Origin of the sequence: Escherichia sp. E13S3, from assembly GCF_004212325.1 — a bacterium.
GTDB lineage: Bacteria > Pseudomonadota > Gammaproteobacteria > Enterobacterales > Enterobacteriaceae > Escherichia.
Genome location: NZ_RHJR01000024.1, coordinates 30,792 through 51,440, shown reverse-complemented (window position 1 = coordinate 51,440; position 20,649 = coordinate 30,792). Strand labels below are relative to the sequence as shown.

The following is a 20,649-nucleotide window of genomic DNA, read 5'->3' as shown; positions in this document are numbered from 1 at the left end:
AGCGTTGCGCAAATCCGCTATCTTCAGTAATTTCCACATAAACCATCGGTATAAACGAAAGCGTAAAAATGAAATACTGTTTTCATAAAATATAAAATTGAAGGTTCATTTTATAAACCAGGCATAACCTTCTACGCTTCTGTACGTTTTTAATTTATGCTTTCATAGAATTATGTCTGCATCACGGGAAGAACAAAATGGATAATGCTGTTGATCGCCACGTTTTTTATATTTCTGATGGTACGGCTATAACTGCGGAGGTATTAGGACACGCAGTGATGTCACAATTTCCCGTTACTATCAGCAGCATTACGCTGCCGTTTGTCGAAAATGAAAGCCGTGCACGGGCGGTGAAGGATCAGATTGACGCAATTTATCACCAGACAGGTGTGCGCCCGCTGGTTTTTTACTCCATTGTGCTACCGGAAATCCGCGCCATCATTTTGCAAAGCGAAGGTTTTTGCCAGGATATTGTGCAGGCGCTGGTTGCCCCTCTCCAGCAAGAGATGAAACTGGACCCGACGCCGATTGCTCACCGTACCCACGGCCTGAACCCTAATAATCTCAATAAATATGATGCGCGTATTGCGGCAATTGATTACACCCTCGCCCATGACGACGGCATTTCGTTGCGCAATCTGGATCAGGCTCAGGTGATCCTGCTCGGTGTCTCTCGTTGTGGTAAAACCCCCACCAGCCTGTATCTGGCGATGCAGTTTGGTATCCGTGCGGCAAACTACCCCTTTATTGCCGACGATATGGATAATCTGGTGCTACCCGCGTCGCTCAAGCCGCTTCAGCATAAATTGTTCGGACTGACTATCGACCCGGAGCGTCTGGCGGCGATTCGCGAAGAGCGTCGGGAGAACAGTCGCTATGCCTCGCTTCGTCAGTGCAGGATGGAAGTCGCGGAAGTGGAAGCGTTGTACCGTAAAAATCAGATCCCGTGGATTAACAGTACCAATTATTCGGTAGAAGAGATTGCCACCAAGATCCTCGATATCATGGGCCTTAGCCGCCGAATGTACTAGAGAACTAGTGCATTAGCTTGTTTTTTTGTTATCATGCTAACCACCCGGCGAGGTGTGACACACCTCGCACTTGAAATCAGCTGCGATTGGTTTATCGTGATGCGCATCACTTCCCGGTAGTCCTGCCGTTGAAGCAACAAATTTCTGAGACTTGTAATGAACAGAACTGACGAACTCCGTACTGCGCGTATCGAGAGCCTGGTAACGCCCGCCGAACTCGCGCTACGGTATCCCGTAACGCCTGGCGTCGCCAACCATGTCATTGATTCCCGCCGCAGAATTGAAAAAATACTGAATGGTGAAGATAAGCGACTGTTGGTCATTATTGGCCCCTGCTCGATCCACGATCTGACCGCTGCCATGGAGTATGCCACCCGTCTGCAGGCGTTGCGCAACCAGTACCAGTCACGACTGGAAATTGTAATGCGTACCTATTTTGAAAAACCGCGTACCGTTGTCGGCTGGAAAGGACTCATCTCCGATCCGGATTTAAACGGCAGCTATCGCGTTAATCACGGCCTTGAAATGGCGCGTAAGTTGCTGTTGCAGGTAAATGAACTGGGCGTTCCCACCGCGACCGAGTTTCTCGATATGGTGACCGGTCAGTTTATTGCTGACTTAATTAGTTGGGGCGCGATTGGCGCACGGACTACCGAGAGCCAGATCCACCGTGAAATGGCGTCAGCCCTCTCCTGTCCGGTAGGTTTTAAAAACGGTACCGATGGCAACACGCGGATTGCCGTGGATGCTATCCGCGCTGCCCGTGCCAGTCATATGTTCCTCTCGCCAGACAAAAACGGTCAGATGACCATCTATCAGACCAGCGGCAACCCGTATGGCCACATTATTATGCGTGGCGGCAAAAAACCGAACTACCATGCCGATGATATCGCCGCAGCCTGCGATACGCTGCACGAGTTTGATTTACCTGAACATCTGGTGGTGGATTTCAGCCACGGTAACTGCCAGAAGCAGCACCGTCGCCAGTTAGAAGTTTGTGAGGATATTTGTCAGCAAATCCGCAATGGCTCCACGGCGATTGCCGGAATTATGGCAGAAAGTTTCCTGCGCGAAGGTACACAAAAAATCGCCAGCAGTCAGCCGCTCACCTACGGTCAGTCGATTACCGATCCTTGTTTAGGTTGGGAAGATACTGAACGCCTGGTCGAAAAACTCGCCTCTGCGGTAGATTCCCGCTTCTGAATGCGTGCCCATTCCTGACGGAATGGGCATTTCTGCGCAACTTGTTGTCTTCTCAACAAATTACTGCTTGCTCTGGCTTGCCATAATATTGATAATAAGAATCATTGTTATATCGATTATTATTAATTTTTATGCGTTATACGGATAGCAGAAAACTCACGCCTGAAACGGATGCCAATCACAAGACCGCTTCCCCGCAGCCCATTCGGCGAATTACCAGCCAGACACTGTTAGGTCCTGATGGCAAACTGATTATCGATCATGACGGGCAAGAATATCTGCTCCGTAAAACTCAGGCTGGCAAGCTGCTGTTGACCAAGTAGCCTTTAACTCGAGCAGCTGACTTCAAGCCGTTTACCCCAGTCAGGTGGACGACTGACATAGTCATCATCCCTGTCGCTGAAAGGATTTCGCAACGCTTCATGCAGACGTTGTAATTCTGTCATATCGCCCTTTTCTACCGCCTCAATAGCGCGTTGTGCCAGCCAGTTTCGCAATACCAGCGCAGGATTGACGCTCTGCATCAGTTGCTGACGTTCACTATCGGCAACTCCGTCTTGTTGCAAGCGCGCCCGATAACGCGTAAACCAGTCATCAAACGCCGCGCGGTCAATAAACTCATCGCGCAGCGGTGAAGCCGCACTGTGCTGCTCGGTCAGGCTTAACATGCGGAATGTGCGAGTATAATCACTGCGCTCTTGCGCCATCAGACTGAACAATTCATTCAGTAGCGCATTATCCTCTTTTTGCTCCGTCATAAAGCCCAGCTTCTGCCGCATACGTTTTCCATAATGCGTCAACAAAACCTGTTGATAGCTTTCCAGTGCCTCGTTTAACGCGTCGACAGTGATAAACGGCGACAATGTCTGCGCCAGACGCTGTAAATTCCACAACGCAACGGCAGGTTGATTATCAAAGCTGTAACGTCCCTGATGATCAGAGTGATTACAAATAAAGCCCGGTTCATAATCATCGAGGAAAGCAAATGGACCATAATCCAGCGTCAGCCCGAGAATCGACATGTTATCCGTGTTCATCACCCCGTGAGCAAAACCGACTGTCTGCCAGCTGGCGATTAACGAAGCCGTACGTGCGACAATATCGGTAAACCAGAGGCGGTATTTATCCTCTTCATCCTGAAGATGCGGCCAGTAATAGCGAATGGCGAAGTCAGCCAGCTGGCGAACTTTTTCCGGTTCCCGACGATAGTAAAAGTGTTCAAAGTGGCCAAATCGCAAATGACTCTGCGCTACGCGCATCAGCATCGCTCCTGATTCGACCGTCTCCCGGTAAACCGGCGTATCGCTGGTAACAATGCTTAAGGCGCGTGTCGTCGGAATGCCAAGGTGATGCATTGCCTCACTGGCAAGACTTTCGCGAATTGTTGAACGTAAAACCGCACGTCCGTCGCCCATCCGCGAATAAGGCGTCAGCCCCGCACCTTTCAGATGCCAGTCCATGGTGGTGCCGTCGGAAAACTGTTGCTCGCCGAGTAAAATACCGCGCCCGTCGCCAAGCTGCCCCGCCCAGACACCAAACTGGTGGCCACTGTAGACCTGGGCCAGTGGCGACATGCCTGGCAGTAAAGTTTCGCCGCCCCAGACACCCGCGCCACTTTCAAACAGCGACGATGGAACACCCAGCGTATTAGCCAGTTCGGCGTTATACCAAATCAACCGGGCATTATTTAAAGGCGTAGGGGAAAGCGATGTATATGTTGCCGGCAATTCATCACGCCAGCGGGTAATAAAAGACAGGGTCATAGATCCTCCTGTTTGATAGTGTAGACGGTTACTCTCGTCTTAAACACCAGCAAACAAGAGGGTTATCGCTGGACCAGCGTTGTTATCTGGCTTACGGGAACTGCGGGCCACAAGCATCCCTGAAAAGCATGGAAACCAAACGGCACCATCTGCGCCAACATCTCCGGTGTATTAATACCAGCAGCAATAATACAATTGCAACAAGGTGAAATTTGCGCATGGAGCGCACGAATAAAAGGCGCGAAAGATTTATGGACTATTTGTTGCTGAATAAAACCTTTATCCAGCATGACGCGAGTGAAAAGCCCATCAAAAACAGCCTTCATTGTACTGTTGCCCGCACCCAAATTTCCCAAAACCAATGGAAAAATTTGCGATAAGTGCAAAAGTTCATAATTATCTTTTCCCTCATTAAGATGAGGATAATTTTCATTAATCATCAATTCAGCAAAGGGAATTTTTAATAGTTTGCTTGCGTAATTATCCCTATCTAATAATAACTTTGCTACTTGTGGCGTTAAATTAATCCAGGCAAAGAGTTTGTGTTGAATAAAAAAGTGTTGGCATGATTTTAGTAATTCCAACTTTTCGGCAAATAATTGCCAATGCTGCTCCTCTGAAAGTTGTGCAATAACCCGTGTCGTCGGGATGCGAACCGTACCGTCGTCACTGGAGAAATGGGTTATTAACTCAACCCCAACAAGATTTTGTTGGCTGTCTCTTATCGGTAGAAAATAGTAATCAGAATGATAAAGATTCTCCAGTAAGACCTTCATGGTAACAGCCCCTCTCTACGGATTTTTTTCAACATCCAGATAAAAAGTTTGAGGCCATAAGGCATAACAAATACAGAAGGAATAACTTTCATTTGTTCCATGTTAACCACTTTTTCAGGGGTCCTTTTTTTAGATTATCCTGAGTATAAACGAATATTCCATTTGCGGTATTTTTGTCTGCAAAATACTACTGTATTCAGGAGTTAACAGACGGTGCGGTATCATCACCGTCCATTTATTGGGATACTAGATTCGTCTCGCCTGCCAGAAATTTTTCTGCCAGTAGACATTATCGAGGGAAGAACGCATCACCCCCTTGCTGGTAGAGGCATGAATGAATTGATTGTTAGTATCGTAAATACCCACGTGTAAACCATTTTGCCCGGAACCTGTTTTGAAAAAGACCAGATCGCCTGGCAGCAATTCTTCTTTATCAATTTGGGTACCGATAGCGGCCTGTTGTTTTGTTTCGCGTGGCAACTGCAAGTCGAAACGGTCGCGCATCGTCACAACCACGAAACCCGAACAGTCCACTCCACGTCGAGTCATGCCGCCATAACGATACGGCGTACCATGCCAGCTCTGTAGTTGATCGTTCAAACCGGCAATGACAGTAATGGAGTCAGAAAGCCTGGCGTTTGGCGGCGGCGCTTTATGATGGCTACACCCGGCCAGAAACAGTGCTGTAATTAAAATTAGGCAGAAACGCATTCCGTACGAATCCTCTGTTTTTTATTCTTGCATTAATTTAGCGTCGAAATTACCCGTTTTTCAAGATGCTAATGAAATCAGGTGGTCGAAATCAGCATTCGGTGACCTTCAATGTCCAGCCGACGGAAGCTCATACCATAAGCCTGGGCCAGATTCGGCGGCGTTAGTACTTCATCTCTCCGCCCACTGGCAAGCAGTTTTCCTTGTTTAAGCAACCACGCCCGATGCGCGTGACGCAATGTGTGGTTAAGATCGTGACTGCTCATCACAATCGCCACGCCTTGCTGACATAGCGCGCTCAAAATTTTATCTAACGCGCTTTGCTGGGCAACATCAAGGCTATTCATGGGTTCATCAAGGAGAAGCAATTGACCTGTCGGATTCGCTTGCGGCGTAATTTGTAGCACCACCGCAGCAAGACGGACACGTTGCCATTCACCACCGGATAGTTGATTGGTGCTTCGACCGAGTTTGTCATCAAGGGCCAACGCCCCTGCGACATCATTTAGCAGATCGGTTCGCGTTTTATTGTGCTGGTGCATGGTCAGGTAATGCCAGACCGGCATAGCAAACGGCGGCGTCTGCTGCTGTGCAAGATAAGCGCGATGCAGGGCGAGTTTTGTTGCGGGCCAGGTATCCAGTGGTTTACCTGCAAACTGAATGCTTCCCTGACCACTGGTCATCCCCGCCATTCGCGCCAGCAAGGTGCTCTTGCCTGCGCCGTTCGGACCCACCAGATGCAGGATCTCCCCTGCCCGGACCTCGCCAGAAAGCGGCCCCAGGCGGGTTGATTCCGCTACATCCTGTAACTGCATCACAATAGACATTATTTTGCCAACGCCAGTTTAATGCTTTCCATTACAATAGGATCTTCCGGTGTCATATCCGGGGAAAAACGCTGGATGACCTTTCCGTCTCTACCCACCAGAAACTTTTCAAAATTCCACAAAATATCATCAGGGTACAGTGGCGCACGGCCTTTACTGGCCATTCGCGCGTAGAAACCGCTCTCTTCCGGTGCCACCGCCGTGGGCGCTGCGGCAATCAATTTTTGATATAGCGGATGACGCCCTTCGCCATTGACCTCAATTTTACTGAACATTGGGAACGTCACGCCCCAGGTGGTGGTGCAATAAGTTTTAATTTCTTCATCACTACCTGGTTCTTGTTCAAGGAACTGGTTGCACGGAAATCCCAGCACGACGAAACCACGATCGGCCCAGGCTTTCTGGATGTTCTCCAACTGTTCATATTGCGGCGTTAAGCCACACTTTGAAGCGACATTAACAATTAGCAGCACATTACCGGCATATTTCTCCAGCGTGGTCACTTCCCCGTCAATCGTCTTCACTACGGTGGTCAGAATGGGATCTTGCATCGTGTCTCCTGGATAAGGTCAGTAAAAATCTTAGCTTTTAATCATAGACCGTCTTTATGCGGCTAACGTCCTGCTTTTAACAATAACCAGATAAACACCGGCGCACCCAGGGTGGCGGTGACCACACCAATCGGTAACTCTGCGGAAGCCAGCGCCAGTCGAGCAACAATATCGGCAAGCAGCAACGCAGTAGCACCTGCCAGCGCGCAGCCGGGAAGTAATACCCGGTGATCGGTTAATCCGCACAGCCGCAGAATATGTGGGATAACCAGGCCAATAAACCCAATAGCGCCAGCCAACGCCACACTGACACCGACCATCCAACCGGTAGCCGCGACCAGCACATTGCGCCAGAGCCACAGTGGTAACCCCAGTTGTCGCGCCGAAATTTCACCCAGCGCTAACATATTCATTGGGCGGGACTGACAGCAAATCCACAACAACACCGGAATCAAGGCCACCATCAGCCAACTTTGCCGCCAGTCTACACCACCAAAGCCGCCCATCATCCAGTACATCAGTTGGCGTAAATCAACAGACGTGGAAAAGTAGATGGCCCACGTCATTAACGCGCTACAGATGATACCCAGCGCAACACCAGCCAGCAGTAATCGGCTGGTTGAAAGATGACGGCGGGCAAAACGCAAGAGAATTAAGGTGATAATAAGCGCGCCAGCAATCGCACACAGCCCCAGCGCCCAGTTCGGTAACTGCCCTTGCCCGAGCAATACAGCGGCGATAAGCCCCACTCCAGCGCCGTTAGAGACGCCAAGCAGCCCCGGCTCCGCAAGAGGGTTTTCAAACAGCGCCTGCATGACCGCGCCTGATAACGCCAGCGCCGCGCCAACCAGCAATACAGCCAGGGTACGTGGCAGGCGAATTTGCCAGACGAACAGTTCGCCACGAGGAGTGAACCAGTCGGCAGGTGAAATCCATTGTTCACCAGCGCAAAGGCTTAAGAGAAGCGCCAGCAGCATCAAAACTGACAGGCATAGTAACCAGCGAATATTTTGTCGCTGTTGGTGGCGGGCAAGTGTCAGCATGGTATCCGTTCTGCTGAAGTGTCATTCCGTTGATTTTACGGTGACTCTTCGACAGTGAAAAGAAAAAAGGCCGCAGAGCGGCCTTTTTAGTTAGATCAGATTACTCGTCTTTGGGTGTGGCGTTTTCGACCCGGCTTTTTAACTTCTGTCCGGGTCTGAAGGTCACCACGCGCCGTGCTGTAATGGGAATATCCTCGCCCGTTTTCGGGTTACGTCCCGGGCGTTGATTCTTATCACGCAGATCGAAGTTACCAAAACCAGAGAGTTTCACCTGCTCGCCGTTTTCCAGAGCGCGACGGATCTCTTCGAAAAACAGTTCAACCAGTTCTTTGGCATCCCGCTTGCTAAGCCCAAGCTTATCAAACAGATATTCTGACATTTCAGCTTTTGTAAGCGCCATAGGTTCAATCCCTCAATGATGCCTGGAATCGCTCTTTTAATGCCTCTACACATTTGGCGACGGTAGCGGCAATCTCCTCTTCTTCGAGTGTACGGCTGGTATCTTGCAGGATCAGGCTTATGGCGAGGCTCTTATACCCCTCCGCAACACCCTTACCGCGGTACACGTCAAATAAGTTTACGCCAACTACCTGATTTACGCCAACTTTCTTACATTCGGATAAAATATCCGCTGCGGGAACGTTTTCTGCAACCACAACCGCGATGTCACGACGGTTCGCCGGGAAGCGCGAAATCTCGCGCGCTTGAGGCACCACGCGGTCTGCGAGCTTGTTCCACTCCAGTTCAAACACCAGAGTGCGACCGTTAAGATCCAGTTTACGTTCCAGTTCAGGATGAACAACCCCAACAAAACCAATACGTTCACCTTTCAGATAAATCGCTGCGGATTGCCCCGGATGCAGTGCCGGATTCGCTTCTGCACGGAACTCAACCTCATTCAGTTTACCGGTCAGGTCAAGAACGGATTCAAGATCGCCTTTCAAATCATAGAAATCAACGGTCTCTTTTGCCAGGTTCCAGTGCTCTTCGTAACGGTTACCGCAAATCACACCGGCTAACATCAGATCCTGACGAATGCCCAATGGCGCCTGGGTATCTGGCACGAAGCGCAGACCGCTTTCAAAAATGCGCACACGGTTTTGCTGACGGTTCTGGTTGTACACTACAGTTGCCAGCAGACCTGTCCACAGAGAAAGACGCATTGCCGACATTTCAACGGAAATCGGGCTTGGCAGCAGTAAGGCTTCAACGCCCGGGTGGATCATCTGCTGCACTTTCGGATCAACGAAGCTATAGGTGATCACTTCCTGATAGCCTTTGTCGTTGAGCAGCGTTTTCACGCGCTTGAGCGACAGGTCAGCTTCACGGTGAGTCCCCATAATCAGACTTGCCTGTACCGGCTCGTCCGGGATGTTGTTGTAGCCGTAAACGCGCGCCACTTCTTCGACCAGATCTTCTTCAATCTCCATGTCGAAACGCCAACTCGGTGCAACAGCCTGCCACTCGTCTTTGCCTTCGGTCACTTCGCAGCCGAGACGACGCAGAATGTCAGTCACCTGCTCATCAGCAATATGATGGCCGATCAGACGATCCAGTTTGCTACGACGTAAAGTGATGGTTGCACGCTTCGGCAGCGTTGCTTCGTTGGTGATATCAATTACCGGACCAGCCTCACCACCGCAGATGTCGATCAGCAGACGGGTCGCACGTTCCATCGCTTTGTGCTGCAGTGCCGGATCAACGCCACGCTCATAACGGTGAGACGCATCGGTATGCAGGCCATGACGACGAGCACGACCGGTGATAGACAGCGGGCTGAAGAAAGCACATTCCAGCAGAACGTTTTGCGTTTCGTCATTCACGCCAGAGTGTTCGCCACCAAAGATGCCGCCCATCGCCAGCGCCTTGTTGTGGTCGGCGATGACCAGGGTGTCAGCATTCAGCTTCGCTTCAGTGCCATCAAGCAGCACCAGCGTTTCGCCCTCTTTCGCCATCCGCACCACAATGCCGCCTTCAATGCGATCTTTATCGAAAGCGTGCATCGGCTGGCCCAGTTCAAGCAGCACATAGTTGGTGACGTCAACGACTGCATCGATAGAACGAATCCCGCAACGACGCAGTTTTTCTTTCATCCACAGCGGAGTTGGCGCTTTAACGTTAATGCCTTTTACTACGCGGCCAAGATAACGCGGGCAGGCTTCCGGTGCTTCTACCGCAATCGGCAGCGTGTCATCGATGGTTGCACCAACCGGGACAATTTCCGGTTCAACCAGTGGAAGCTGGTTCAGCACGGCAACATCACGCGCTACGCCGATAATGCCTAAGCAGTCTGCACGGTTTGGCGTCACACTGATTTCGATGGTGTTGTCATCAAGTTTCAGGTATTCACGGATGTCGGTGCCAATTGGCGCATCCGCAGGCAGTTCGATAATACCGTTATGATCGTCAGAAATACCCAGCTCAGAGAAGGAGCACAGCATCCCTTCAGACGGTTCACCGCGCAGTTTCGCGGCTTTAATTTTGAAATCGCCCGGCAATACAGCACCAATAGTTGCTACCGCCACACGCAGGCCCTGACGACAGTTTGGCGCGCCGCAGACGATGTCCAGCAGGCGATCGCCACCGACGTTGACTTTGGTCACTCGCAGTTTGTCAGCATTCGGATGCTGCGCACATTCAACCACTTCACCAACGACCACGCCGTGGAAGCTACCGGCAACCGGTTCTACACCGTCAACTTCCAGGCCCGCCATCGTGATTTGATTCGCCAGCGCATCGCTATCAATCGCCGGGTTCACCCATTCGCGTAACCACAGTTCACTGAATTTCATAATCTATTCCTGCCTTATTTAAACTGTTTGAGGAAACGCAGATCGTTTTCGAAGAATGAACGCAGGTCGGTGACGCCGTAACGCAACATGGTCAGACGCTCCATCCCCATCCCGAAGGCGAAACCGGAGTAAACTTCCGGATCGATGCCAACATTACGCAGCACGTTCGGATGCACCATCCCGCAGCCCAGTACTTCCAGCCATTTGCCGTTTTTACCCATGACGTCCACTTCTGCGGATGGTTCAGTGAACGGGAAGTAGGAAGGACGGAAACGGATCTGCAAATCTTCTTCAAAGAAGTTACGCAGGAAGTCGTGCAGCGTGCCTTTCAGATTGGTAAAGCTGATGTTGGTATCAACAATCAGACCTTCCATCTGATGGAACATCGGCGTGTGAGTCTGGTCGTAGTCGTTACGATAAACACGGCCAGGCGCGATGATACGAATCGGCGGCTGCTGGGCTTTCATGGTGCGGATCTGTACGCCAGAGGTCTGGGTACGCAGCAGGCGGGTAGCGTCAAACCAGAAAGTGTCGTGGTCAGCGCGCGCCGGGTGGTGGCCAGGAATGTTCAGAGCATCGAAGTTATGATAATCATCTTCGATTTCCGGCCCGGTTGCCACGGTAAAGCCAAGCTCACCGAAGAAACTTTCGATACGATCGATGGTGCGGGTAACCGGATGCAGACCACCATTTTCGATACGACGACCTGGCAGGGAAACATCGATAGTTTCTGCAGCCAGACGCGCATTCAGCGCTGCGCTTTCCAGTTCGGCTTTACGCGCATTCAGAGCCTGCTGAACTTGCTCTTTCGCTTCGTTGATAACCGCACCAGCTGCCGGACGCTCTTCTGGCGGCAGCTCACGCAGGGTCGTCATCTGAAGGGTTAAGTGCCCTTTTTTACCCAAATATTCGACGCGCACATTGTCTAACGCGGCAACATCTGACGCCTGGCTAATGGCCGCCTTCGCACTGGCAACCAGTTCTGCGAGATGTGACATGGTTTTCCTCATTGTGTCAGTGGTGACACTGGTTCGTTGGACTTAGAGCCTATCCCATCAGGCTATTTTACTTGCCATTTTGGTCCCGGCAGTGCTCGAAATCCTCACGTACTTAAGTACGCTCCGGTTTCTCCACGCTGACCGTATCCAGACTGGCTGCGACAATTACGCCTGATGAGACAGGCTTTTTATTTTTCAAAACGCGCATACAAAAAAAGCCTCCACTGGGAGGCTTTCAGGCGCTGTTTTCCGTTTCTCTTCTCACGCGCTAGCCTCCTGGAGTCAGGTGCTAAAGTAAAAAAAGAAGCGGAAAATAGCAGCATTCATTGCTTGCGTTACCTTTTGGTACTTTTCAAAAGACCTTTATTGAAAAGGCTACGGCGATAAAAGTCAATGTTTTGATGGCGTTGAAACGAAAAGAGGGAGACTAGCTCCCTCTTTCAACTGGCTTATGCCAGAGCTGCTTTCGCTTTTTCAACCAGAGCGGTGAACGCTACTTTGTCGAATACTGCGATATCAGCCAGGATCTTACGGTCGATTTCAACAGAGGCTTTTTTCAGGCCATTGATGAATTTGCTGTAAGAAATACCGTTCTGACGTGCTGCTGCGTTGATACGCGCAATCCACAGTTGACGGAACTGACGCTTACGTTGACGACGGTCACGGTAAGCATACTGACCAGCTTTGATAACAGCCTGGAAGGCAACGCGGTATACGCGAGAACGCGCACCGTAGTAGCCTTTAGCTTGTTTCAAAATTTTCTTGTGACGTGCGCGTGCAATAACACCACGTTTTACGCGAGCCATATGTGCTCTCCTGTATCTATATTCTAATTAAAAAGTTAAAAAACGTTAACGGCTTATGCGTACGGCAGGCACGCGATTACCAGGCCCAGATCGCCTTTGGAAACCATGGCTTTCGGACGCAGGTGACGTTTACGTTTGGTCGCTTTTTTGGTCAGAATGTGACGCAGGTTAGCGTGCTTGTGCTTAAAACCACCTTTACCGGTTTTTTTGAAGCGCTTAGCAGCACCGCGTACGGTCTTAATTTTTGGCATTTTAATAACTTCCACTTCGCATTGTTGATAAACAGAAACAAAGGCGAATCACCCTGTGAACCGAGGCCCACAGGAATGATTACTTGATGGCCTTACTGTTTCTTCTTAGGAGCGAGCACCATGATCATCTGGCGGCCTTCGATCTTCGTTGGGAAGGATTCGACCACTGCCAGTTCTTGCAAATCGTCTTTCACGCGATTAAGCACTTCCATACCGATTTGCTGGTGCGCCATCTCACGACCGCGGAAACGCAGCGTGATTTTGGCTTTATCACCCTCTTCGAGAAAGCGAATCAGGCTGCGGAGTTTTACCTGATAGTCGCCTTCATCTGTACCAGGACGGAATTTAATTTCCTTAACCTGGATAACTTTTTGCTTTTTCTTCTGTTCCTTAGAAGACTTGCTCTTTTCATAGAGGAATTTGCCGTAATCCATTATACGACAAACCGGCGGCTCGGCGTTAGGGCTGATCTCGACTAAGTCTACTCCGGCTTCTTCAGCTTTCTCCAGAGCTTCTCTCAGACTCACAATACCAAGCTGCTCGCCTTCCAAACCTGTTAAGCGAACTTCCTGGGCGCGAATTTCGCCATTGATACGGTTAGGACGCGCCGTTTGAACTCGTTTTCCGCCTTTAATACCTTATTCCTCCAATTGTTTAAGACTGCGGCTGCGAATCTCTTGTTGCAGCTTCTCGATCACTTCATTTACGTCCATGCTTCCCAGGTCTTTACCACGGCGGGTGCGAACGGCAACTTTGCCAGATTCCACCTCTTTATCACCACAGACCAGCATATATGGGACGCGACGCAAAGTGTGCTCGCGGATTTTAAAGCCAATCTTCTCATTTCTCAAGTCTGCTTTAACACGAATGCCCGCATTTGATAGTTTTTGCGTCAATTCGTTAACGTATTCAGACTGTGAATCCGTAATGTTCATGATAACAACCTGAACCGGCGCAAGCCAGGTCGGGAAGAAACCAGCGAACTCTTCGGTCAGGATACCGATGAAACGTTCCATCGACCCAAGAATTGCACGGTGAATCATTACCGGAACCTTACGCTCGTTGTCTTCGCCTACATAGGAAGCGCTCAGACGAGACGGTAAGGAGAAGTCCAGCTGTACTGTACCGCACTGCCATGCACGATCGAGGCAGTCATACAGGGTAAATTCAATTTTCGGACCGTAGAACGCGCCTTCACCCAGTTGATACTCAAACGGGATGTTGTTTTCTTCCAGCGCAACTGCCAGGTCCGCCTCAGCACGATCCCACATTTCGTCACTGCCAATACGTTTTTCAGGACGAGTGGAAAGCTTGACCACGATCTTCTCGAAGCCAAAAGTGCTGTACATATCATAGACTAAACGGATACATCCGTTAACTTCATCGCGAATTTGTTCTTCAGTACAGAAGATATGCGCGTCATCCTGGGTAAAACCACGCACGCGCATCAGGCCGTGAAGGGATCCTGACGGCTCGTTACGGTGGCAGCTACCGAACTCGGCCATACGCAGCGGCAGATCGCGATACGACTTCAGCCCCTGGTTAAAGATTTGTACGTGACCCGGACAGTTCATCGGCTTAATGCAGTATTCACGGTTCTCAGAAGAGGTGGTGAACATTGCATCTTTATAGTTTTCCCAGTGACCGGTTTTTTCCCACAGGACGCGGTCCATCATAAACGGACCTTTAACTTCCTGATACTGGTACTCTTTCAGTTTAGAACGAACGAACACTTCCAGTTCACGGAAGATGGTCCAGCCGTCATTGTGCCAGAACACCATACCCGGCGCTTCTTCCTGCATATGGTACAGGTCGAGCTGTTTACCGATTTTACGGTGGTCGCGTTTAGCGGCTTCTTCCAGACGCTGCAGGTACGCGTTGAGGGCTTTTTTATCTGCCCACGCAGTACCATAAATACGTTGCAACATTTTGTTGTTGCTGTCGCCGCGCCAGTAGGCCCCTGCCGTTTTCATCAGTTTGAAATGGTGGCAGAAACGCATATTCGGTACGTGCGGACCGCGGCACATATCGACATATTCTTCGTGGAAATAGAGGCCAGGCTGGTCATCATGGGCGATGTTTTCGTCCAGGATGGAGACTTTATAGCTCTCGCCGCGTTTAACGAAAGTTTCACGCGCTTCGTGCCAGCTGACTTTCTTCTTAATGACGTCGTAGTTTTTCTCAGCAAGCTCATGCATCCGCTTCTCGAGTGCTTCGACATCTTCCTGGGTTAACGTGCGGTCAAGATCAACGTCGTAATAGAAACCGTTGTCAATAACCGGGCCGATTGCCATTTTGGTATGCGGCCAAAGTTGTTTAATTGCGTGCCCTAACAGGTGCGCACAGGAGTGACGAATGATCTCCAGACCTTCTTCGTCTTTAGCGGTAATGATCGCCAGTTTAGCGTCGTTTTCAATCAAATCGCACGCATCTACCAGTTCGCCATTAACGCGCCCTGCGATACAGGCTTTCGCCAGACCTGGACCAATGTCCAGCGCAACATCCATAGGGCTTACAGCGTGGTCGTAATGGCGTTGGCTGCCATCAGGAAGAGTAATAACAGGCATGTTATATCCTTATTTGCAGTGGTGACCCACACGAAAGATCACATACAAAGATTCATATGAAATTTATCAAAAAGGTTTGAGCTGATTCCCGCTTCACTCTGCGAAATATGTCACAGCATGCTGATTGGCGATGCCAGACCTACACCCACTTTCTGATAATACCGCTTGGCAGTTTACACGGTAATTGTTATCGGGCAAAGCGACAATCATCATGTTTGATATGATATAAATCAATACAGGCAACACCTGACCCTTTTGTTACACTCGATTATTGAAGACTGGAAATCCCCTGGAAAAACGCATGCCGACAAAACGTTTCAACAAAAAACACTGGAAGATGGTGGTCGTCCTGCTGTCTATTTGCGGCGCGATGCTGTTGCTGCGCTGGGCAGCGATGATTTGGGGCTGAATGGTGATGCGCTATCAACAAACAATGCAGCCAGACCGCATAACACGGCCCGGCACATTATTACATCCTGTAGCCCAGCGATAACGTGGTGCGACGATCGGTATGTTCTGGCGCAGACTCAGGCGGTTCAGAGTTCCATGTAACGTTGTAGGCGACCTTCAGACCAAAATGTTCATTGATGGCAACATTTAATGCGCTTTCCGAGTTCAGCGTAGTGTCTTCAGCACCAAAAACCGATACACCCTGGGTAAATTTAGCGTTGTCGGTCAACTGCCATGCATAAGCTCCGGAGGCATACCCCAGCGGCTGCGTTTTACTGGCATTATCGGTATATTTGTCGTAACGCACGCCAGGGCCGAATTCAAAACGGAAGCTGTGCACCGGGCCATTTAAAAACTGGCGACCATAACCCGCAGTCAATACATCTCGTTCCCGATAACCGTTATAACGGTCTGTCAGCCAACTTGCCTGACCAAACAGATAATCATAATCAGTTAAATTAAAACGGCTACGACCACCTACTGCATATTTTTCCGAAGAACGCTCATCATTAGAAGAAGTATTGCTGGCATTTCCCCACAGCGACCAGGCAGTCGTCTGCCCATACCAGGTCATGGTGGTATCAGCCGTCAGTGAGGAACTTTTCGTGTTGCCTGATTGTGCAAGATAACCTGCGTTCAGATTACCTTCGAAAGTTTTTTTTGCGCTGGCAGGATCGTCCATGACAGTAAAAACGGAATCATCGGCAGTTGCAGTCAGAGACGCAAACATACCCCCCGCCAGCATAACGATGGCAGGAACTGTCTTCAAAAGCTTCATTTATTAAAAGTCCGTACAACAAAAAAAGAGACCATCGCGGTCCCGGAAACTTTCTTAAGGATCAAAGAGTAGCGTCCCTGGAAAGGTGACAAATTATAAAAAGGAGTGAAAAACTTAGCAATGACTTCTTATTTCATTTTTTGAATAAGCGCGTTGCGAAAACAGATATTTATTTATATATCTTTACCTTATTAATTTTATATAAATATCTAATAAATCATATTGTTAATTCCTTCACTTTCCACTGATTCAGTGCCAGACTGAAATCAGCCTATAGGAGGAAATGATGGTACGTATCTATACGTTGACACTTGCGCCCTCTCTCGATAGCGCAACAATAACCCCGCAAATTTACCCCGAAGGAAAACTGCGCTGTACTGCCCCCGTGTTTGAACCAGGTGGCGGCGGTATTAATGTCGCTCGCGCTATTGCTCATCTGGGCGGGAGCGCGACGGCTATATTCCCGGCCGGCGGCGCGACCGGCGAACATCTCGTCGCTCTGCTGGCCGATGAAAATGTCCCTGTTGCCACTGTCGAAGCGAAGGACTGGACCCGCCAGAATCTGCATGTACATGTGGAATCCAGCGGGGAGCAGTATCGCTTTGTCATGCCCGGCGCAGCTTTAAGCGAAGATGAATTTCGTCAACTTGAAGAACAAGTTCTGGAAATCGAGTCAGGGGCTATTCTGGTTATTAGTGGAAGCCTGCCACCAGGCGTGAAACTGGAAAAGTTAACGCAGCTTATTTCTGCTGCGCAAAAACAAGGAATACGCTGCATCGTCGACAGTTCCGGCGAAGCCTTAAGCGCAGCACTGGCGATTGGCAATATCGAGTTAGTTAAACCTAACCAAAAAGAACTCAGCGCACTGGTAGGTCGCGAACTCACTCAACCCGATGATGTGCGTAAAGCCGCGCAGGAAATTGTTAATAGTGGTAAGGCCAAACGGGTCGTCGTTTCCCTTGGTCCACAAGGAGCGTTGGGGGTAGATAGCGAAAACTGCATTCAGGTTGTGCCACCGCCGCTAAAAAGCCAAAGTACCGTCGGTGCTGGCGACAGTATGGTTGGGGCTATGACGCTGAAGCTGGCAGAAAATGCCTCGCTTGATGAAATGGTTCGTTTTGGCGTGGCTGCCGGTAGTGCCGCAACACTCAATCAAGGAACACGCCTGTGCTCCCATGACGATACACAAAAAATTTACGCTTACCTTTCCCACTAATCGAGACATTCCCCCATCGGTTGGGGGAATCACCACAAACCTGTCGGCAACGCGTTTCTGCGACTATGCTAAAAAATCACGTGATAACAAAGAGGTGAATTATGGCTGGTGGCGATCTTGTCCGTTATGTCATTACCGTCATGTTGCATGAAGATACATTAACTGAAATTAATGAGTTAAATAACTTTCTGACACGCGATGGCTTTTCACTGACCATGACAGACGATGATGGGAACATCCATGAACTAGGGACGAATACCTTTGGACTTATCAGTACGCAAAACGAAGATGAGATAAGAGAACTCGTTGCCGGGCTCGCCCAGAGCGCTACAGGCAAAGACCCCGAGATAAGGATCACAACCTGGGAGGAATGGAATAGCAACAAATAAAGATTTTTGGGCAATAATCAGTCTGTGGTGTGCGTTAGCTCGTGTTTTTACACCTTATTCTTGCGCTAACCTTATGATCTGGCAGACAGCATGGGAGAGACATCATGTGGCAGGTAATCAGTCGTCTTTTGAGCGAGCAGTTAGGTGAAGGCGAAATCGAACTGCGTAATGAACTGCCTGGCGGGGAAGTCCATGCCGCATGGCATTTGCGCTATGCAGGACGTGACTTTTTCGTCAAATGTGATGAAAGAGAATTGCTTCCCGGTTTTACCGCCGAAGCCGACCAACTGGAGTTATTATCTCGCAGTAAAACCGTCACCGTACCCCGGGTGTGGGCAGTTGGCGCTGACCGTGACTACAGTTTTCTAGTGATGGATTATCTCCCTCCTCGGCCGTTGGATGCACATAACGCCTTTATTTTAGGGCAGCAAATTGCGCATCTACATCAATGGAGCGACCAGCCACAATTTGGCCTCGATTTCGATAACGCCCTTTCTACTACCCCTCAACCCAATACCTGGCAACGCCGTTGGTCAACGTTTTTTGCTGAACAACGGATTGGCTGGCAACTGGAGCTGGCAGCAGAAAAAGGGATCGCCTTCGGCAATATCGACGCCATCGTCGAGCATATCCAGCAGCGCCTGGCCTCACATCAGCCGCAACCATCACTGTTACACGGCGATCTATGGTCAGGGAATTGTGCGCTAGGTCCGAATGGTCCGTATATTTTCGACCCTGCTTGTTACTGGGGCGACAGAGAGTGCGATCTGGCGATGTTGCCGCTACATACCGAACAGCCTCCGCAAATCTATGATGGTTATCAATCAGTGTCACCGCTACCGATCGATTTCCTCGAACGCCAACCGATTTACCAGCTTTACACTTTGCTAAACCGTGCAAGGTTGTTTGGTGGTCAACATCTGGTTATTGCTCAACAATCATTGGATAGAGTGTTAGCCGCGTGACGGGAGTCGATGATAATGGCCGCACCGCGCGGCCTTTGTATTAAATGAAACCGAGCAGAGAAAAGAACACGTATCCCGCAGCAATACAAATTACCGGCAGGATATAGAGTGAAAAAAACTGCGTGAAGATAGTATGGCGTGGAACGACAATGCGCGACTCGATCTGTTCACGCGTTAACCCTTCTTCCCCTTTAGCCTTCTCCAGAATGAGTTGATCTTCAACGCCTTCGCGCAAGAAGCGCACCTGACGACTCATGCGTGCTCCAGAGTCTTGCAACGCCAGACCGACAAAAATCAGGATAAAGATCACCCAGAACATAACGTTCACACCACCATTAAAATTGGGCGTCGGCGAGTTATACCAGAACAGATTCAAAAAAGGCGTATTCGCTTGCATCATATCGATCATGACATGGGCAAAGTCGAGCATTACCGCATTAATGCCTTCCTGGGTTTCTTGCCGGGTATTCATAAACTTCAGCAAGGAAATCAACGTGGAAACAAGTGTTGGTATAAAAATCACCCAACCGAAAATCCTTTTCAAAATAGCAATGCGTCCAGCTTGTTGATACGTCATGAGTTCTCCTTGATTAAGACGCGTCGATTCACTTAGTTTACCTGTAGATATCTGTTTTCGCCCATTCTTTAAAGGCGATATGATAGGCGCTTAATCATAAGCACTGCTTAATACCTTACACATAATGCTCTAAAGGAGAGGTTGTAATGTCAACCCCACGACAGATTCTTGCTGCAATTTTTGATATGGATGGATTACTTATCGATTCCGAACCATTATGGGATCGGGCCGAACTGGATGTGATGGCAAGCCTGGGGGTGGACATCTCCCGTCGTAATGAGCTACCGGACACCTTAGGTTTACGCATCGATATGGTGGTTGATCTGTGGTATGCCCGGCAACCGTGGAATGGACCGAGTCGTCAGGAAGTTGTAGATCGGGTAATTGCCCGGGCCATTTCGCTGGTTGAAGAGACGCGTCCATTACTGCCTGGCGTGCGTGAAGCCGTTGCTTTATGTAAAGCGCAGGGCTTATTGGTTGGCCTGGCTTCAGCGTCACCGTTGCATATGCTTGAAAAAGTGCTGGCCATGTTTGACCTACGTGACAGTTTCGATGCCCTCGCCTCCGCTGAAAAATTGCCTTATAGCAAGCCACATCCGCAGGTTTATCTCGACTGCGCAGCAAAACTGGGCGTTGACCCAATCGCCTGCGTGGCGCTGGAAGATTCTGTTAATGGCATGATCGCCTCGAAGGCAGCACGAATGCGCTCCATCGTCGTTCCAGCACCAGAAGCGCAAAATGATCCACGTTTTGTGTTGGCGAATGTAAAACTTTCATCCTTGACCGAACTCACCGCGAAAGACCTCCTCGGCTAATAAAAAGGGGCGTGGTGACACGGCCCCTGGTTGCTTATCTGAAATCACGTTCAACTGATGATTTTATCATCAAATTATGATGAAGAGTTACACCGTCACCACTTCCGCGCACTGTATAAAAACCCTATACTGTACGTATC

General features: G+C 49.7%; 24 protein-coding genes and 1 other annotated feature. Of the genes, 8 read left to right on the top strand and 16 right to left on the bottom strand.

Annotation, left to right across the window (positions count from 1 at the left end; translation table 11 throughout):
* Window positions 1-197: 197 nt before the first annotated feature.
* From ppsR to hemP, 3 genes are all read left to right on the top strand, one after another.
* A complete protein-coding gene (gene ppsR / locus D9597_RS21755; protein WP_000368046.1) occupies window positions 198-1,031 on the top strand; it encodes a posphoenolpyruvate synthetase regulatory kinase/phosphorylase PpsR in 834 nt (277 codons plus the stop codon).
* A gap of 156 nt (window positions 1,032-1,187) precedes the next feature.
* Complete coding sequence (gene aroH / locus D9597_RS21750; protein ID WP_130218903.1) at window positions 1,188-2,234, top strand: 3-deoxy-7-phosphoheptulonate synthase AroH; 1,047 nt, start codon at window positions 1,188-1,190, stop codon at window positions 2,232-2,234.
* 131 nt (window positions 2,235-2,365) lie between these two features.
* On the top strand, window positions 2,366-2,557 hold the full coding sequence (hemP, locus tag D9597_RS21745; RefSeq protein ID WP_001270810.1) for a hemin uptake protein HemP: 192 nt from the start codon (window positions 2,366-2,368) through the stop codon (window positions 2,555-2,557).
* A 3-nt stretch (window positions 2,558-2,560) separates the two neighbouring features.
* On the opposite strand, the gene selO is transcribed toward hemP, so the two are convergent.
* The 14 genes from selO to thrS form a co-directional block, all read right to left on the bottom strand.
* Window positions 2,561-3,997: a protein adenylyltransferase SelO gene (gene selO, locus D9597_RS21740; RefSeq protein WP_130224665.1), complete on the bottom strand. Its 1,437-nt coding sequence runs from the start codon at window positions 3,995-3,997 to the stop codon at window positions 2,561-2,563.
* Window positions 3,998-4,059: 62 nt separating this feature from the next.
* Window positions 4,060-4,773, bottom strand: coding sequence for an EAL domain-containing protein (locus tag D9597_RS21735; protein ID WP_130224663.1), 714 nt, complete (start codon window positions 4,771-4,773; stop codon window positions 4,060-4,062).
* Window positions 4,774-5,019: 246 nt separating this feature from the next.
* Window positions 5,020-5,484 carry an NlpC/P60 family protein gene (locus D9597_RS21730; RefSeq protein WP_130208276.1) on the bottom strand — a complete coding sequence of 155 codons (465 nt, stop codon included), beginning with the start codon at window positions 5,482-5,484 and terminating at the stop codon, window positions 5,020-5,022.
* A gap of 77 nt (window positions 5,485-5,561) precedes the next feature.
* Complete coding sequence (gene btuD / locus D9597_RS21725) at window positions 5,562-6,311, bottom strand: vitamin B12 ABC transporter ATP-binding protein BtuD (RefSeq protein WP_130224661.1); 750 nt, start codon at window positions 6,309-6,311, stop codon at window positions 5,562-5,564.
* Window positions 6,311-6,862: a bifunctional thioredoxin/glutathione peroxidase gene (gene btuE / locus D9597_RS21720; protein ID WP_130208280.1), complete on the bottom strand. Its 552-nt coding sequence runs from the start codon at window positions 6,860-6,862 to the stop codon at window positions 6,311-6,313. The genes btuD and btuE overlap by 1 nt, the downstream gene beginning before the upstream one ends.
* 62 nt (window positions 6,863-6,924) lie before the next feature.
* A complete protein-coding gene (btuC, locus tag D9597_RS21715) occupies window positions 6,925-7,905 on the bottom strand; it encodes a vitamin B12 ABC transporter permease BtuC (protein ID WP_130224659.1) in 981 nt (326 codons plus the stop codon).
* A 100-nt stretch (window positions 7,906-8,005) separates the two neighbouring features.
* Window positions 8,006-8,305 (bottom strand): integration host factor subunit alpha, encoded by a 300-nt coding sequence (gene ihfA / locus D9597_RS21710; RefSeq protein ID WP_002440155.1) that lies wholly within the window; start codon window positions 8,303-8,305, stop codon window positions 8,006-8,008.
* A gap of 4 nt (window positions 8,306-8,309) precedes the next feature.
* Window positions 8,310-10,697 carry a phenylalanine--tRNA ligase subunit beta gene (gene pheT, locus D9597_RS21705; RefSeq protein ID WP_001524772.1) on the bottom strand — a complete coding sequence of 796 codons (2,388 nt, stop codon included), beginning with the start codon at window positions 10,695-10,697 and terminating at the stop codon, window positions 8,310-8,312.
* Between the two features lie 14 nt (window positions 10,698-10,711).
* Window positions 10,712-11,695 carry a phenylalanine--tRNA ligase subunit alpha gene (gene pheS, locus D9597_RS21700; RefSeq protein ID WP_000018588.1) on the bottom strand — a complete coding sequence of 328 codons (984 nt, stop codon included), beginning with the start codon at window positions 11,693-11,695 and terminating at the stop codon, window positions 10,712-10,714.
* 208 nt (window positions 11,696-11,903) lie between these two features.
* Window positions 11,904-12,028, bottom strand: a sequence feature (Phe leader region).
* Window positions 11,978-12,022 (bottom strand): pheST operon leader peptide PheM, encoded by a 45-nt coding sequence (gene pheM / locus D9597_RS23155; RefSeq protein WP_001386830.1) that lies wholly within the window; start codon window positions 12,020-12,022, stop codon window positions 11,978-11,980. It overlaps the preceding feature by 45 nt.
* A gap of 116 nt (window positions 12,029-12,144) precedes the next feature.
* Complete coding sequence (gene rplT, locus D9597_RS21690; protein WP_000124850.1) at window positions 12,145-12,501, bottom strand: 50S ribosomal protein L20; 357 nt, start codon at window positions 12,499-12,501, stop codon at window positions 12,145-12,147.
* A gap of 53 nt (window positions 12,502-12,554) precedes the next feature.
* Window positions 12,555-12,752, bottom strand: a complete 198-nt coding sequence (rpmI, locus tag D9597_RS21685) for a 50S ribosomal protein L35 (protein ID WP_001124225.1) — start codon at window positions 12,750-12,752, stop codon at window positions 12,555-12,557.
* A 92-nt stretch (window positions 12,753-12,844) separates the two neighbouring features.
* A complete protein-coding gene (gene infC, locus D9597_RS21680; protein ID WP_001700733.1) occupies window positions 12,845-13,387 on the bottom strand; it encodes a translation initiation factor IF-3 in 543 nt (180 codons plus the stop codon).
* Between the two features lie 3 nt (window positions 13,388-13,390).
* Window positions 13,391-15,319 (bottom strand): threonine--tRNA ligase, encoded by a 1,929-nt coding sequence (gene thrS, locus D9597_RS21675; protein WP_130208286.1) that lies wholly within the window; start codon window positions 15,317-15,319, stop codon window positions 13,391-13,393.
* Between the two features lie 301 nt (window positions 15,320-15,620).
* On the opposite strand from thrS, the gene yniD reads away from it, so the two are divergent.
* Window positions 15,621-15,728 carry a small membrane protein YniD gene (yniD, locus tag D9597_RS21670; protein WP_064529152.1) on the top strand — a complete coding sequence of 36 codons (108 nt, stop codon included), beginning with the start codon at window positions 15,621-15,623 and terminating at the stop codon, window positions 15,726-15,728.
* Window positions 15,729-15,788: 60 nt separating this feature from the next.
* On the opposite strand, the gene D9597_RS21665 is transcribed toward yniD, so the two are convergent.
* The gene (locus D9597_RS21665; RefSeq protein ID WP_130224657.1) at window positions 15,789-16,547 is read right to left on the bottom strand and encodes a YdiY family protein; all 759 of its coding nucleotides are present in this window, start codon (window positions 16,545-16,547) and stop codon (window positions 15,789-15,791) included.
* Between the two features lie 286 nt (window positions 16,548-16,833).
* Here D9597_RS21665 and pfkB point away from each other — a divergent pair, with 286 nt between their 5' ends.
* The 3 genes from pfkB (at window position 16,834) to D9597_RS21650 (ending at window position 19,117) form a co-directional block, all read left to right on the top strand.
* On the top strand, window positions 16,834-17,763 hold the full coding sequence (gene pfkB, locus D9597_RS21660) for a 6-phosphofructokinase II (RefSeq protein ID WP_130219020.1): 930 nt from the start codon (window positions 16,834-16,836) through the stop codon (window positions 17,761-17,763).
* 101 nt (window positions 17,764-17,864) lie between these two features.
* Window positions 17,865-18,152 carry a type V toxin-antitoxin system endoribonuclease antitoxin GhoS gene (gene ghoS / locus D9597_RS21655; RefSeq protein ID WP_130218889.1) on the top strand — a complete coding sequence of 96 codons (288 nt, stop codon included), beginning with the start codon at window positions 17,865-17,867 and terminating at the stop codon, window positions 18,150-18,152.
* A 104-nt stretch (window positions 18,153-18,256) separates the two neighbouring features.
* The gene (locus D9597_RS21650) at window positions 18,257-19,117 is read left to right on the top strand and encodes a fructosamine kinase family protein (protein WP_130218887.1); all 861 of its coding nucleotides are present in this window, start codon (window positions 18,257-18,259) and stop codon (window positions 19,115-19,117) included.
* A 40-nt stretch (window positions 19,118-19,157) separates the two neighbouring features.
* On the opposite strand, the gene D9597_RS21645 is transcribed toward D9597_RS21650, so the two are convergent.
* Window positions 19,158-19,694 (bottom strand): YniB family protein, encoded by a 537-nt coding sequence (locus tag D9597_RS21645; protein ID WP_130224655.1) that lies wholly within the window; start codon window positions 19,692-19,694, stop codon window positions 19,158-19,160.
* A gap of 146 nt (window positions 19,695-19,840) precedes the next feature.
* On the opposite strand from D9597_RS21645, the gene hxpB reads away from it, so the two are divergent.
* Entirely contained in the window at window positions 19,841-20,509 is a 669-nt protein-coding gene (gene hxpB / locus D9597_RS21640; protein WP_130218883.1) for a hexitol phosphatase HxpB, read from the top strand.
* Window positions 20,510-20,649: the final 140 nt, after the last annotated feature.